Source organism: Candidatus Hydrogenedentota bacterium (assembly GCA_019637335.1).
Classification (GTDB): domain Bacteria; phylum Hydrogenedentota; class Hydrogenedentia; order Hydrogenedentales; family JAEUWI01; genus JAEUWI01.
This window is the reverse complement of the sequence record JAHBVV010000006.1, coordinates 39692-54459: the sequence shown is the minus strand read 5'-3', so window position 1 is coordinate 54459 and position 14768 is coordinate 39692. Positions and strand designations below refer to the sequence as shown.

Sequence of the window (14768 nt, the reverse complement as noted above, 5' to 3'; positions counted from 1 at the left end):
CGATTGCCGGGGAATTCAACGCAACCGCAACACCCGCCCATGGCGGAATTCCATTGAGCCCGCGGCGGCGCTATGCGGGCACTCACCGCCGCAAATAGACCAGCTCCGCCTCGGGATACGAATCGAAATCGGTGTGGCTGTGAACGTGCGTGGCTCCGGACGCGAACTCCACAGCCACCAGGCGCTGCGGCGAATCTCGCGCCGGATCGCGGACTTCGGGATCGTCCTGCCGATATTCGATCCCGAATAGAAGAACGGCGGATTCCGCCCGCACAACCGAGTATACCCGGGTCAGTGGGAGCGCCGTTTCCCACACGGCGCGGCCATCCGGCCGGGTGACGCGAGCGAGGCGCAAGGCGGCGGTTTCGCCGAGGCGCTCCCGGTGAAGCACCAGCACGCTGTCTGGATCGGCGAGGTGAATGGGCGGGAGGCCCTCCAGCGTGCCGCACTCCCGAAGCAGCCCTCCATCCAGAAAATCGGGCGCGCCCGGAACGGGATTGAGATCGAAGTAATCGGGCAGCGCTCCGAAACTGTCGCCGGGGGGGTGGGAACGTCCGGCCCACAGGCCCCGCCGGGTATCGGAAGTGAGCCCACCCAGGGCATTGTTCTTCTCGAAGGTGACCGCTTCCTCCGGGGTCAGGAGGCCCATCCACTCACCGGGAGTGTCGATGCCGCGCACCAGGTGGCTCCAGGTGATCACCGTGGAATAGAACACGGGCGGAAACGCCGCCGCCGGAGTCGAAGACTCTGCTACATCCAGATGGGCCTTGAAGGTGTCCGGATCGAGACGCCAGTTTCGCGCGTCTGTGGCCGTAATCTGAAGGCCGTTCTTATCGAAGGCAAAATAACGCGTCTCGTCGGGAATCATCCCCGCAAGCTGGGGGTTGATCGACTCGAAATCCACGCGCGTGGCCTTCAGGGTCCCGCTCTTGGCGCCGAGCGCGATGAGTTCGCCGGACGCCAGCAGCCAGACCGTGTCGCCATGCACCCCCAGCAGCGAGCCGGAGGCGATTGTGGGAGGCTTTTCTTCTTCAAGCCGTTTTCGCCAGATTGTAGCGGCGTTGGCGGGGTCGATGGCCCACAACTCCACCCGTGGGTTTGAGCGAAAGAGCTTCGATTTTGGCTGCATGGCCGGCCGGAAGTAGGTCCGGTGACTTGTGAGGAGGTACATCCGTTCGCCGGCATCGATCCGGGCGTATACCGGGGGACTTTCAAGCTGAAGCGGGGTGTAGCCCGATTCCGAATAGCGCCACATGGCCGCAAAGAGCGCCGGCAGCACGAAGAAGAAGAAGGCCATCGCCCACGCGATATGCGGCGCGGCCTTTCCCAGACAGGCCTTGCCAGGCCGCTGGGCGGTCACTGCGAGGCGCCTCGCCTGGCCTCTTCCATAAAGGGAAAGCGGTGGATGGCGTGAAGGTGGGGGGATGGGGCGACGGGGCCAGCGTGGATCTGGACCGCGCGGCGGGCTTCGAGCGAGCGCAGGGTGAACTGCTCCCAGGGCGCGCGGCCCCGTTTGCGGCGCCAGTAGATGGTTTCGTCCTGACTGAGGCCCAGTCCGGTAGCCGGATCCACGAGGATTTCCCGGGTTGAGCCGCCGCGATAGCGGGTCCAGTCTGAATCGGCGGGGGGGTCGAATTCACCATCAATGCGGATGTAGTACTGATCGCCGCGCCGGTTGATCAGGCGGGTTTCCTCGGTGACGGGGAGGAAGGGCCAGGGGGCGTCGGCGTCGGGGGGCGGCCAGGTGTCCCCCAGGCGGACGGGGCCTTCGGGCAGGAATCCGTAGGCCTCGTGGATATGGCGGCGGATGGGGCGTTCGTCGATGTGCGCCATGAAGGCGCGGCGCCACGCATGCTGCTCGACGGGGTCCATGTCCGGGAAGGCGATATCGGCGCGGGAGATGACGCCCGCGATGGCGTTTTCCAGCGCGTTGAGGCCTTCCACGTGGGTTATCCGGCCATTGGCGCCGACGGTGAAGCGGAAGGGATGCAGGCGGATGGCCTCTTCCATGACCGCAAAGAGGTTTTGGACAGCGGGGGGGCGCTGGCGATCGCCGCGCGGGGTGACGACCTGATCCTTGACTTCGTAGATGTGCGGGGTGACGGAGAACTCGGTGTCGCCGGAGCGGCTGCGCTGGAGCGCGCGGAGTTCGTAGACGAAGCGGGTGAATCCCTCTATCCGGATTTCCTCGCCCATGAATTCATAGCGCCCGAGGGAGCGGGCGGAGGAATCCACCCGTTGGACGGCGCCCGCGGGCACGTTCACCCGCAGCGCGAGCGGCTCGCCCTTCCGCAGCGGCGGGCGCTCGCTGGCCTGGCACGCGGGAAGGCATGCGGCGGCGGCGAGCGCGATGGTGAGGAAAGCGAAGTGTCTCAAGCGAAAATCCCTGGTTCGTTGCCGGGCTCAGGCTACGCAATGGGGCCGGGGATAGTCAACCGTTTTCTTCAACCGGACTGGCGCAGGTCATAACACCGCAGGACATCGCCATGGCGCAGGTAGAGGCGTCCGCCCGCGATGGTGGGGTGGGCCCAGTGGGGTCCGCGGCCGGCGTTGACGCGAAACTCCGACGTGACCGCGTGTTCCCCGGGGATGGCGGGGACCAGCCCGAGCGCGCCCTTTTCACTGTAGCAGTAGAAGTGGCCGTCCGCGTAGGTGATGGAGCCTTTGCCGACGCCGCGGGCTTCGTATTGGAGGGCGCCATCCTCCGCCGCGAGGCAGACCCAGCGCCCGTTCAGCGTGGCGCCGTAGAGGTAGCCCTCCCGAAAGATCACGCCGCCGTGGTGGTTGTTCAGGATTTCGTCGCGCCAGCGCTCGGTGATGGATTGGCCATCGGGGGCGAGTTCGTATAGTACGCCGCCCTTTCGGTGGCCGCTGGTGGCGTAGAGGAGGCCGTTCTCGTAGACGGGGGCCACGGCGTGGTTTTGCAATTCTTCGTTTTCGTCGAAGGGGACGCGCCAGATCAGGGCGCCGGTTTCGGGGTCGAGGGCGGCCAGGGTCGCGGCGACGAGGGTGACGATCATGCGGGCGCCGCCGCGTTCGATCAGGATGGGGGAACAGTAGGCCGACTGGTCGCTGAGGCCGGCGCTGGTCCAGCGGGTTTCGCCGTTTTCCCGGTTGAGGGCCACGACACTGGCGTCGGGGCCGCCCGGCGTAACGATCACGTGATCGCGGTCGATCAGGAGGGACTCGGCGAAGCCCATGGCGGGGGCTTCGCCGCCGAAATCCGCCGCGATGTCCCGCTGCCAGATGATTTCGCCGGTGGCGGCGTCGATTGCGGTGACTACGCCGCGCCCGCTGAGGAGGTAGGCCCTGCCGCCGGCGAAGGTGGGCGGGTAGCGGGATCCGGGGTGGGCCTGATCCCATTCCGGGCCGTAGGGCGTGGACCAGCGGCGGTTGCCGTCGAGATCGAAGGCGTGAAGAAGGCCCTCGGCGCCGTCTTCGCGCATGCCGGTGACGTAGACGGTGTCACCCGACACGACGGCGGACGAGAAGCCCGCGCCGAGGCCTTCGGCGGTCCAGAGGAGGGGCGGGCCGGATTCGGGCCAGTGTGTGAGGAGTCCGGTTTCGGGCGATTGGCCGTTTCGGTCGGGGCCGCGGAATTGGGGCCAGTCGGACGCGCTGGCGGGGCAGGACGCGGCCAGAAGGGCAAGCGGAATGATGTACAGAGAGAAGCGTGTGGGGAATCGCACGTAATGATCTCCTTCCATCTCGAGGGCTGATCCGGCTTGTTTCGCCGGGTGGCGCGAGGTCCGGGGTGAATGATAGCGGGATCGTAGTGGCGGGGCAAATGTACGTGTGGAGGGGCTGGGATGGCGCCGCTCGCCGGCGCGTCTGGTGAGGGTCCGGGGGGGTTGGAACACGGGCACACGAATCGGCGTTGCCGAATCGCGTGGCACATGCCTGGGGGGCCAAAGGAGGTTGGCCGTCCTGGCCGACACAATGGGAGTCGAATGAACGGAATTATGCCGCTCGCCGGCGCGTCTGGTGGTGGTTCGGGGGGGCCTGGAACACGGGCACACGAATCGGCGTTGCCGAATCGCGTGGCACTTGCCGGGGGGGCTTCTTGCGGCTTGTCTTGCGGCAACTTTCCGGGACAACGTATCATAGAGGTAAGGCAGCGGCGCGTGAACCTTTCCCCGCATCCGCCCGCGCCGGCAATCCAGCACACCGCGCCCGGATGGGCCTTTGGAGTTCCCACGATGTCCCTCAGTCCCCGAAAAGAAACCATCGGCGTCAACGTTGGCGGCGTGCAGGTCGGCGGCGGCGCGCCGGTGGTGGTGCAGTCGATGACCAACACCGACACGGAGGACGCGGCGTCCACCGCGCGGCAGATTGTGGCGCTGGCGGAGGCGGGCTCCGAGCTGGTGCGCATTACGGTGAACACGCCGAAGGCGGCGGAGGCGGTGGAGGAGATTGTGCTGCGGATGCACGACGCCGGGGTGAACGTGCCGATCATCGGCGATTTCCACTACAACGGGCACCGGCTGCTGACGGGGAGCCCGTCGTGCGCGCGGCTGCTGGCGAAATACCGGATCAACCCGGGGAACGTGGGGAAGGGGCAGAAGCGGGACGAGCAGTTCGCGACGATCTGCAAAATCGCCATGGACCACCAGAAACCGGTGCGAATTGGCGTAAACATGGGCTCGCTGAACCAGGAGTTGGTGGTGGAGCAGATGCAAATCAATACCGACGCAAACCTCGGCAAGACCTCCGAAGAAATCATAAACGACTGTATGATTCTCTCCGCCGTCCAGTCCACGGAGCTGGCCCTGGCGGCGGGACTCCGCGAAGACCAGATCATCATCTCCTGCAAGACCAGCGTCCCGCTCTACCTCATCGACCTGTACCGCCGGCTCAGCGCGCGGACGCGCCAGCCGCTGCACCTCGGCCTGACGGAGGCGGGCATGGGGATGAAAGGGCAGGTCTGGTCCGCCGCGTCGATGGGCGTGTTGCTGGCGGATGGGATCGGCGACACGATCCGGGTCTCGCTCACGCCGCAGCCCGGCGGGGACCGGCGGGAGGAGGTGTACGCGTGCCAGGAGCTGCTGCAGGCACTGGGCATCCGGCAGTTCGCGCCGAGCATCACGGCGTGCCCCGGCTGCGGCCGCACCACGAGCACCACCTTCCAGGAGCTCGCCGCCGAAACCCAGGACTACGTGCGCCTGCGCATGCCCGCGTGGCGGAATGAATTCGAAGGGGTCGAGGCGCTCAAGGTCGCCGTGATGGGCTGCGTGGTGAACGGCCCCGGGGAATCGAAGGCGGCGAACATCGGCATCAGCCTGCCGGGGAACGGGGAAGACCCGGTGTGTCCGGTGTACGTGGATGGGGAGAAGTACGCGAGCTACTCCGGGACGAAGGACGAACTGGCGAACCAGTTCCGGCTGCTGCTGGAGGAGTACGTGGGGCGGACGTATAGCCGGAGGTAGGGTGTACTTGAAGGAGCATAGCGATGAGCTTGTCGCCGCATGGCAACAGCACTTTGGCGGTTGAGATCACCAATATTTCGGCCCATGGTGTCTGGATACGGGCGCGCGGTAGGGAACTGTTCATGTCCTACCAGGACTTCCCCTGGTTCAAGCGCCAGCCCGTGGAAGCTATCATCAATGTGGTCGAAGTGTCACCGGGACACTTCCATTGGCCTGATATCGACATCGATCTGACGGAAGAAATCATAGAACATCCCGAACGCTTTCCGCTCAAGGCGAATGGAACAGCGGAGTAGCACTGAGTGGGCTATCGCCCGGTGCAACACCTTCGAAGGCGGAAAGGCCCAAGAGTCGCCGCCCATACGTTTCGTGCAGCAGCAGCAAGTCGTCTCCCATCACTTCAGTCGCTCAAGCTGGCCTTTCCGCTTAACCAGGTTCCGGTAGTCCCATTGAATCTCCCTGGCCTTCTCCAGCCAGCGCTGTAGATCGCTCTTGTCGATTTCCAATACGTTGTTGTAAAAAATCGACGCATCCTTGAATTTCTTGCCTACTACGCTCAACCCCTTTTCTTCAAAATCCGCCCCGCTCCAGAACATCAATCGTATCCCCGGTTTCTGCTTGCTGTATCCGACCGTCGGATTGCCTTCCAGAAACCAGACCGGATGGGCGTGCCAGATCTTATTCTCAGCCTCGGGCAGATTTCGATCGATTTCACGGGCAAGCACACCGCATACATCCTTGTGGTCAGGCGCTTGCTGTTCGTTGTACCTCAGAATGTCTGGGTGCATCCCCTTCTCCACGTTGTATAACGGCTTGCGCTGGAGCAGCGTCCCACGACCGCTCCCTTGTTCGATGCCGCTTCAAACCGCGTCCTTTGCGAAGTGCCGTTGGAGGAAGTGTTCGGCTTTTGCGAGGCCTTCTTCGGTCAGGACCACGGACTTTGCTTTGCCCTTCGGGTCTCGTATCCAGCCGCGCTCATAGAGCATGTCCATGAGGTCCCAGTCCATCCCTTTCCAGGCGCGCATGACGGGGTCATCCTGAAAGGCGGTCAAACAGAGTATCGCCAGGGCCGCTTCGGCGAGTTTTTCTGCGTCGATATCGTCGGGAATCGCCATTTTCGTTGATCCATTCTTTCAGCCCGGCAGCGCCGGAACGCCGATAAGACAGGTGTTCTCCCACCACGGAGCGGAATAAGGCGCCTGATGGACTTTCCGATGCTCCCGTAGCGTTCCATCAGCTCCCTATTGATCGGAGGGAAACCGGGTGGGTGGGCGTCAGCCTCGGCGGCCCGTGTTATCCGCATCCCCAAGCTGGCGACTGCATGGGGCCGGAGCGCCGCGAAGCAATCCCTCCGTGCTCAAGTCTTCATCAAGATCCGGCCAATGGATGCCGTAGCCGCCACCCGCGACTTGCCAATTCTTCCGCTGGGCCGCTGTCGCGTTAAACAAGCGCGGATACCAGGCCAGCGGGACGGTGATGGTCCGCCCGTCCCGCAGTGCCACACTCAACGTGTCTCTTGCGAATTTTACGTCCGTGACGCGCTCGTCAGCCGTCAGCGCCAAGATGCCCATGCCAAGCCTCCAGGAATGCCGTTTGATGTTGAATGACCAGTTTCTGAAGCCGCCGCAAATCTCTGGGCGAGAAGCCGAAGTTCCGGGCGAGGCCAACCGGCTGCAACCAGAACTTGGCCGACAAATCGTTCCCGTCAACGTGAACATGCGGCGGCTCATTGGGTTCATGGCTATAGAAGTAGATGGGATATGGACCGCTTCGCAACACGGTCGGCACTAGCTACTTATCCTCCGCGCGCCAGGTTTGTACACCCAGATCCTCGTACGCTTGATCGCCTGTGATCAAGCGGATTCGCCCGCGCTGACGCCCTTGCTGAATCACGATACCATCTTACTGGCGGGCCATTCCAATCACTGCTGTTCGTGCTGCCGTCACACCCCGCTTACACCATCTCGAAGCGCACGACGTGTATTTCGTCCTCGTGCTTTCGGGCCTCGGCCAGATCATAGGCCGCCTGGAGACGCAACCACATATCGGCGTTCGACCAGCCGGCTTTTTCGAGCCGGATGGCCATTTCCGCCGATATGCCGGCGCGGCCGTTGATGATCCGGGAAAGTGTGTTTCGTGTTACCCCCAACACCTTGGCCCCATCCGTTACATTCAGCCCCAATTCGTCCAGGCAATCGTGTTTGATTACTTCGCCAGGGTGGGGGAGAGGCATATTGATTTTCATCGCTGCTTATCCTTTATTAATGGCAATCCACCAGATCGATGTCGAACACGTCGCCCTTCTCCATGCGAAATATCAGGCGGTAATTTCCCGTTATCCGAACCGACCAGAAGCCCTGTAAATCTCCCCGGAGGGGGTGCAGGTGATACCCGGGGATGTCCAAATCCTGGGGCGTGGTTGCCCGATCCAGCAGAGCAATCACACGAACGATTCGGGGGAGTTGTTCGGCATTCAGTCCGCTCCTATCGTTTCTTTGGACGAGCCTTTTAATTCCCTTGTGCCGTATCGTTCGTAGCATGCCTTAAGTGTATCGCGTAACGATGCGCGTTGCAATACAATGAATTGCGCCCCGCTTCTCCAAATCAGACTGCGGGCGCTGGCGCATGAGTTGCACGGCAAGCGAAAGCTGGTGGAGGAGTACGTGGGCGGACGTATGGGCGGAAGCGGCATGGGTACACATGGGGGCGCCATCCGGACTTCGAAGTCGCGCAGGCCATTGCTTGAGCCAGATCCCCAAGGATCGCGGGCGTTCGTGATTGCGTTAAGACTGGCCTTGCTCCAGCGGGTCCGATGAACCGGAGCAGAATACGGCGCCTGACTGCGGCAGCCGAACCGGGAATAGAAGCCAAACTCGCGCTAATTTCCCCGCAGCACATACCGCCCGCTCTTTTTTCCGCCGACCTTCTCGACGAGGCCGGCGTCCAGCAGCGGATTGAGCAGGTCCATCGCGCCCTGGCGCGAGACGCCGAGGGCCGCCCACAATTCCTTCGGCGCCATGCTCCCGTGGTCGCGCAGGGCATCTCGTGAGCCCAAGGATCGCGGACATTCTCGCCTCCGGCGCGTCTTCGTTTGTCCGCGGCAAGGTGCGCCACTGTGTGGAAGCACGCGTATGGCCCTGAGGAAGCCTTTCGGGGATGCGATGTTAGTCTTGGTACTCGGCGTGCGCGGCTCCGGTTCATCGTGCCCGTTGGAATTTGAGCGTGCTTTGCCGCGGAGTGTCCACGATCCTGCTATTCACGCCCGTCTTGACCGAGAATCGCCTCCAAGGCGGTGGGTGCTTCATTCCGCCAACGTGATACCATTTCCCAATTCGTGTGCGGTTGTGGTTCACCGGTCTTCAATTGCACGCGCGGGCGGCTTTCGGGCAATTTCGCGGTTTACGCCAGCGTGTGCGCCCCGTTTACGGCGATATTCTGGCCGGATACGTACGACGCCTCGTCGCTTGCCAGGAAGACCGCCGTGTCCGCGACCTCTTTCGGCACGCCCCAGCGTTTGGAGGGCAGCCCCGCCAGGTACTCGTCCTTCATCTCCTGCGGGTCCTTCTCGTGGCGCTCCACGGGAATCCAGCCGGGGGAAATCATGTTCACCGTGATCCCAAACGGCGCCAGCTCGCTCGCGAGGCTGCGGTTGAAGCCGTTCTGGCCGCCTTTCGCGGCGCAGTAGGCCGTGAAATTCGGGACGCCGCGGGTAAAGACTTCCGACCCGATGTTGATGATCCGGCCCCAGCGCTGGGCCTTCATATGCGGCAGCACGGCGCGCGTCAGGAGATAGGGGCTCTTGATAAAAAAGTCCAGCATGGACTGGTAGAATTCCCAGGTATATTCCTCGATCGGCATCTGCGGCTGATCGGGCGTCGCGTTCACCACCAGGATATCCACCGGCCCCAGGGAATCCGCGATTTCGCGGGCCATGCGGTTGACCTCGGCTTCCTCGATCACGTTGCCGCGCAGCAGGATGCCTTCGTGGCCGGCGTCCTGGAATTCCTTAAAGGTCTGTTCCGCTCGCGCCTGGTTGTTGGCGTAGTTCAGCGTCACCTTCGCGCCCGCCGCGCCCATCTGCATGGCCATGACCTTGCCCAGGCCCGTGCTGCTGCCCGTAATCCACGCCACCTTTCCCGCCAGGGAAAAGGGCTGCTTGGCGTTTGTTGTCATTGTGCTCCTCCGGAGATGTGTTTACAACATATCAAGAAAGAAGCCGCGCCGCGCCGATGCGGTCACGCAGCGGCCAGCTCGGCGTAATTCGTGTCTCTGCTGTCCCTGCCGTCTCTGTCGTCCCTGAAGCACGCAAGCGCCAGCCGGAATCCCGCACAGCTCACGACAGAATATCGTGCACCACGTGTCCGTGCACGTCGGTCAGGCGCATGTCGCGGCCGCTGTAATGATAGGAAAGTTTCGTGTGGTCGAAGCCGAGCAGGTGGAGCATGGTCGCGTGCAGGTCGTGGATCTCCACCTTGTTCTCGATGGCCTTGTAGCCGTATTCGTCCGTGGCCCCGTAGATGATGCCCGGCTTTACGCCGCCGCCCGCCATCCAGATGGTAAAGCCGAAGGGGTTGTGATCCCGGCCCACGGTCCCCTGCGCGAACGGCGTCCGCCCGAACTCGCCCGCCCAGACCACCAGCGTGTCCTCCAGCATCCCGCGGCACTTCAAATCCTTGATCAGGCCCGCGATCGGCTGGTCCACCGCCTTCGCGTTCAGGCTGTGGTTGCTCACCAGATCGCCGTGCGCGTCCCAGCGGTCCTGGCCGTCGATAGGCGGACATGTGAGCTCGATGAAGCGCACGCCACGCTCCAGCAGGCGCCGCGCGATCAGGCACTGCATGCCGTAGGCCCGGGTGTGCTCGTATTCCGCCTCCAGCCCGTAGAGCCGCTTCGTGGCGTCGGACTCACCGCGCAAATCGACCAGGTCCGGCACGGTCACCTGCATGCGGTAGGCAAGCTCGTAATTCGCGATGGCGGCCTCGAACGCGTCCAGCCGGCCCCGGTGTTCCAGCGCCGCCGTGTCCAGCCGATTCATCAGGTTCAGGCGCGCCTGCTGCGCGCCCGGCGCGGCCTCGGCGGGGGCGATGTTCGCCAGCGGGTGGTCCTGGGCCTTGAACAGCGACGCCTGGTAGGCCGCCGGCAGAAAGCCCGCGCCGAAATTCTCCACGCCGCCCGACGGGATCAGGCCGCCGTTGAGCACCACGAACCCGGGCAGGTTCTGGTTCTCGCTGCCCAGCCCGTAGAGCGTCCACGCGCCCATCGACGGGCGGCCCACCAGGCCATGTCCCGTGTGCAGGAAGTAGTTGGCCTGGTTGTGCTCGGAGAAGTTGGACACCATCGACCGGACAATGGCGAGGTCGTCCACACACGTCCCGATGTGCGGAAAGAGCTCGGAAACCGGCGCGCCGCTCTCGCCGTACCGCTTGAAGGCCCAGGGGCTTCCCAGCGTCGAGCCGTTGTTGTCGAACTGGGTCGGCTCCATAGTCATGGCGAAGGGCTGGCCGTTCTCGGCGGTCAGGCGCGGCTTCGGATCGAAGCTGTCCACCTGCGACACGCCCCCGTCCATATAGAGAAACACCACGCGCTTCGCTTTCGCCGCGTAGTGGGGCAGGCCCGGCGCGGTCATCTTCTCCGCCGCGCCGTACGCCTTGTCGGCCATCAACGCCGACAGGGCGACCGCCCCGAATCCATTCGCGCAGCGGCGCAACATGTCGCGCCGGGTCATCGGCGCGGGGCTCACGCGGGACCCGCAGGAACAGCCAGATTCATGATGCTTGTACATGCAATCTACTCCCGGCGCGCTAGCCGATATAGATGAATTCCTTGAGCATGAAAACGGTGTGGCAGAGATCCGCGAGGACCCGCGTATCGCGCCAGGCCTCCTCCGCCGCAACGCCATACAGCGCGGCCTGCGACTCGACAAATGCCGCCAGCGCGCCGCGCTCATCGTCTCGCGGCGATCGCGCCAGCGCGGTTTGGAACAGCGCCTCCATGATCGACGCTGGATCGGGATGATGCTCCAGGATCAGCCGCTCGCTCCAGACCTGCGCCTGCGACGTCACAAACGGGTCATTCATCAGGATGAGCGCCTGCGCCGGCAGATTCGAAACCGTCCGCGCGCCAATCGTCGTGTCGGGCACGGGCATGTCGAACACCGCCGCGATGGGCAGCAGGTGATTTCGCCGCACCTCCAGATAGATGGTGCGGCGCCGGTTTCCGTCCATCGGCCCCGAAGCCGGGCTGCGCCGGTTCGCCTCGAACGGGGGCACATAGGCCTGAATCGAGGGGCCGTACATGGTGGCGTCAAGATTACCCGCGACCGCCAGCAGCGCATCGCGAATGGCCTCTCCCTCCAGGCGCTGAACGCGCATCCGGTGCAGGTATACATTGGCCGGATCCGACGCCTCGGCGGCGGCGTCGATGGGCACGCCGCTCATTCGGTACGTCTCGGTCTCCATGAGAAACCTGATCAGCCACTTGGTGGACCAGCCTTCCTCCATGAAACGCGTCGCGAGGTAGTCGAGCAGTTCCGGGTGGGAGGGCGGCTGCCCCAACACACCGAAATTGTCGACCGACGGCACAATGCCGCGCCCGAAGAGGTGGTGGAAGACGCGGTTTACGTAGACCCGCGCGGTCAGCGGGTTTTTCGGGTCGGCAATGCGGTTTGCGAGATCCAGGCGCGTGGGCGTCGGCTGCGGTGTTTCGTGCTCAAGCGCCGCCAGGTAGCCGCGCGGCACTTCGCCCGACACGTTGCGGTGATCGCCCCGAATGAAGAATTCCGCGTCCTGCGGTGTGCCGGCCTCCATGGCCAGCGCCTTCAAGGGCGCCGCGATTCTCTCCCCGGAAGCCGCGATCTCGTCCCGCAGCTGGTCCCGCAGGCTTCGCGACTCGTCGTTCCACCAGAGACCGCGGCGGATCAGCATGGCGGACACCGGATCGCCCGCCAGCGCGGGAAGGGACGCCGCATGGTTGCGCCAGGCGAGGTGAACCATCCGCTCGTAGTTCTGCGCGAGGGCGTCGAGCAGGGCGCCCGGCTCGGTTACGTCGGCCGGGATAAGGCCATCCCGGTGAAAGCGCGCGCCCGGCGAAGGCGGCGTCGGATCGTCGCTGAAGACCACCGTATCGACCGCAATATAGCCATCGCTTTCGTCGATAAACTCGATGTACGCGGTGCGCCCGCGATATTTGCCCACCTGCTTGCCCATCGTGCGCCACGCAAAGGCCCCGAGCGTGTTGCCCACCTCCAGCAGGGTGTCGTCGAAGAGCAGGCCATTGTCAAAGCGGAGCTGATACCCGTCCACCACGAGCCGGATGCGCGTGTCGCGCCCGGCCACCCGGAAATGCATGTAGTCCGAATCGATCGTGAAGGTCGGCGATCGCAGAATGCCCTGCAATTTTCCGGAGACCAGCCCGCTGTGCGCCGCGCCGGGCGCCACGGGGGCGAGTTCGTTCTCCGGCGCGGCCCAGGCATCCGGTGTTGACGGCGCCGCGCCAAACGCGTCGCCCGACGTAAACCAGCCCTCGAAATCGGGGCCGTCAAACGTGGCGTACACCACGCCGGCGTCCGTTTCGGCGGTTGGGTCGGCCGGCGCCGCGGCCAGTTCCGCCGCGATGGCCTGAATCGCTTCCGGGGTCTCCGTGCGTGCGGCGCGGGCCAGCCGTTTCCACGCATGGAGTGGATGCGCGGGCGTGTCCGTGTCCGGTTCGCGTAACGCGGCCACCCAGCGGTGCAGGTGATCGGCGTCCAGCGCCATTTCCTCGGCCACTTTCTCCAGCGGGCGGCCGGCCTGGGGCTCGGGCGCCTTCCCGTCCTTCGCGGGCGGCGGCTCGACGCCATCGGAGGGGATGGGCGCGTCGAACAGGACACGCGCGGCGCCCTGAAGGTACGGCGCTACGGGCATTGCGTCGATATCGGGCGTATTCAGGATCGCCTCGCGCACCGCGCGCGCCTGCCGGCTCAGCAGGGCGCGGTGGGTGAAGGCCGCCGATTGGATCTTCTGGCCCGGATCCAGAAACGCAATGGATTGCCGCGCGCTGTACAGGTGTCCGGCCAGGGAATAGTAATCGCGCGCCGAGATCGCGTCGAACTTGTGATCGTGGCAGCGGCTGCACGACACCGTCATGCCGAGAAAGGTCTTCGACATCACGTCGATCTGGTTGTCGATGCGATCCGCCTGGTCGCGCTTCACGTCCACCGGCGCGTGCGTCGCCTGGTGCATGTACCAGAATCCCGTTGCAAGCACGGATTCGTTGATGTTCTGCTCCGGGTCCCGGCGGGGCTCTTCGAGCAAGTCGCCCGCAAGATGCTCGCGGACAAACTGGTCGTAGGGCACGTCGTCGTTCAGCGCGCGGATCACGTAGTCCCGGTAGGTCCACGAATGCCGGATCGGGTAGTCGCCCTCGTGGCCGTGCGTATCGGCGTAGCGCACCAGGTCGAACCAGTGCCGCGCCCAGCGCTCGCCGAAAGCCGTCGAGTTAATCAGGCGATCGAGGAGGCGGAGGTACGCGTCGGGACTTGTGTCTCGCTCGAAGGCGTCCACAACTTCCGGCGCGGGGGGGAGGCCCGTCAGCGCGAAGGCCGCGCGCCGCGCCAACACCCGGCGATCCGCCTCCAGTGCAGTCGCGAGCCCGCGTTCCTCGCGTTCCGCCTGCAGAAACCGGTCCACGGGATGGGCGGCGAACCGGGCGTCCCGCACCGCCGGCGGCTCGGGGTTCGTCACCGGCTGCCAGGCCCAATGCTCCTGGCGGCGTTGCTCCAGGTCAAAAACTTCCGCTGCCCCCTCCTGCGGGAGCGGTTCGTCCGGCCAGACCGCGCCGCGCTCGATCCACTGCTGTATCGACGCCCGCGCTTCCTCGGGCAGGATGCCCTTGGGCGGCATCTGCAGGTCGACGTTCTCGTAGGATATCGCGTTCCAGATCCGGCTGGCGGCTGGATCGCCCGCCACGAGCCCGGGACCGGAGTCGCCGCCCGTGCGAATGAATTGCCCGTGGTCCATGCGAAGGCCGCCGGACTGCTTTTCGGCGCCGTGGCAGCCGTAGCAATACTGGCTGAGCACGGGCCGCACCGCGCGCTCGAAGAATTCGAGGTCCTGGGGATTTGAGGGCTCGACGCCCCCGGCCAGCCCCGCCGCCACGGCGATCACCCCAACGATGGTACAGCGCAGGAATGGAAGAACGTTCATCGAATGCATACCGCCTTGTTCATAAATGCTGCTCTCGCCCGCCAGTGTACAACAGAGCCCCCGCCGGATCCTACCGCAATGTAATCCGCTACAGGTCCCGGTAGAATCCCGGTGTTTCTTCTCTTCATTCGCGTCAATTCGTGTTCATTCGCGGTTCAAA

At 64.4% G+C, this 14768-nt stretch carries 15 protein-coding genes; 2 read left to right on the top strand and 13 right to left on the bottom strand.

The window, feature by feature from the left end; all coding sequences use genetic code 11:
* Nucleotides 1-82: 82 nt before the first annotated feature.
* The 3 genes from KF886_09245 to KF886_09235 form a co-directional block, all read right to left on the bottom strand.
* Nucleotides 83-1360, bottom strand: coding sequence for a hypothetical protein (locus KF886_09245; GenBank protein MBX3177534.1), 1278 nt, complete (start codon nucleotides 1358-1360; stop codon nucleotides 83-85).
* Nucleotides 1357-2376: a hypothetical protein gene (locus KF886_09240; GenBank protein ID MBX3177533.1), complete on the bottom strand. Its 1020-nt coding sequence runs from the start codon at nucleotides 2374-2376 to the stop codon at nucleotides 1357-1359. Before KF886_09240 ends, KF886_09245 begins: the two co-directional genes overlap by 4 nt.
* Nucleotides 2377-2444: 68 nt before the next feature.
* Entirely contained in the window at nucleotides 2445-3689 is a 1245-nt protein-coding gene (locus KF886_09235) for a PQQ-binding-like beta-propeller repeat protein (protein ID MBX3177532.1), read from the bottom strand.
* Between the two features lie 510 nt (nucleotides 3690-4199).
* On the opposite strand from KF886_09235, the gene ispG reads away from it, so the two are divergent.
* Nucleotides 4200-5426 (top strand): flavodoxin-dependent (E)-4-hydroxy-3-methylbut-2-enyl-diphosphate synthase, encoded by a 1227-nt coding sequence (ispG, locus tag KF886_09230; protein MBX3177531.1) that lies wholly within the window; start codon nucleotides 4200-4202, stop codon nucleotides 5424-5426.
* Between the two features lie 23 nt (nucleotides 5427-5449).
* Complete coding sequence (locus KF886_09225) at nucleotides 5450-5722, top strand: DUF2442 domain-containing protein (GenBank protein ID MBX3177530.1); 273 nt, start codon at nucleotides 5450-5452, stop codon at nucleotides 5720-5722.
* A 99-nt stretch (nucleotides 5723-5821) separates the two neighbouring features.
* On the opposite strand, the gene KF886_09220 is transcribed toward KF886_09225, so the two are convergent.
* The 10 genes from KF886_09220 to KF886_09175 all read right to left on the bottom strand — a co-directional run bounded on the left by KF886_09220 (nucleotide 5822) and on the right by KF886_09175 (nucleotide 14608).
* Nucleotides 5822-6214 carry a DUF1801 domain-containing protein gene (locus tag KF886_09220; protein ID MBX3177529.1) on the bottom strand — a complete coding sequence of 131 codons (393 nt, stop codon included), beginning with the start codon at nucleotides 6212-6214 and terminating at the stop codon, nucleotides 5822-5824.
* 72 nt (nucleotides 6215-6286) lie between these two features.
* On the bottom strand, nucleotides 6287-6541 hold the full coding sequence (locus KF886_09215) for a hypothetical protein (protein ID MBX3177528.1): 255 nt from the start codon (nucleotides 6539-6541) through the stop codon (nucleotides 6287-6289).
* Between the two features lie 159 nt (nucleotides 6542-6700).
* Entirely contained in the window at nucleotides 6701-6997 is a 297-nt protein-coding gene (locus tag KF886_09210; protein MBX3177527.1) for a DUF2442 domain-containing protein, read from the bottom strand.
* Entirely contained in the window at nucleotides 6972-7214 is a 243-nt protein-coding gene (locus KF886_09205; protein MBX3177526.1) for a DUF4160 domain-containing protein, read from the bottom strand. Before KF886_09205 ends, KF886_09210 begins: the two co-directional genes overlap by 26 nt.
* A 166-nt stretch (nucleotides 7215-7380) precedes the next feature.
* Nucleotides 7381-7671: a HigA family addiction module antidote protein gene (locus KF886_09200; GenBank protein ID MBX3177525.1), complete on the bottom strand. Its 291-nt coding sequence runs from the start codon at nucleotides 7669-7671 to the stop codon at nucleotides 7381-7383.
* Between the two features lie 16 nt (nucleotides 7672-7687).
* A complete protein-coding gene (locus tag KF886_09195; GenBank protein MBX3177524.1) occupies nucleotides 7688-7966 on the bottom strand; it encodes a type II toxin-antitoxin system RelE/ParE family toxin in 279 nt (92 codons plus the stop codon).
* 338 nt (nucleotides 7967-8304) lie between these two features.
* Complete coding sequence (locus tag KF886_09190) at nucleotides 8305-8481, bottom strand: MarR family transcriptional regulator (GenBank protein MBX3177523.1); 177 nt, start codon at nucleotides 8479-8481, stop codon at nucleotides 8305-8307.
* A gap of 344 nt (nucleotides 8482-8825) precedes the next feature.
* The gene (locus tag KF886_09185) at nucleotides 8826-9599 is read right to left on the bottom strand and encodes a 3-oxoacyl-ACP reductase FabG (protein ID MBX3177522.1); all 774 of its coding nucleotides are present in this window, start codon (nucleotides 9597-9599) and stop codon (nucleotides 8826-8828) included.
* Nucleotides 9600-9759: 160 nt separating this feature from the next.
* A complete protein-coding gene (locus tag KF886_09180) occupies nucleotides 9760-11136 on the bottom strand; it encodes a DUF1501 domain-containing protein (protein MBX3177521.1) in 1377 nt (458 codons plus the stop codon).
* Nucleotides 11137-11227: 91 nt separating this feature from the next.
* Nucleotides 11228-14608: a PSD1 domain-containing protein gene (locus tag KF886_09175; GenBank protein ID MBX3177520.1), complete on the bottom strand. Its 3381-nt coding sequence runs from the start codon at nucleotides 14606-14608 to the stop codon at nucleotides 11228-11230.
* Nucleotides 14609-14768: the final 160 nt, after the last annotated feature.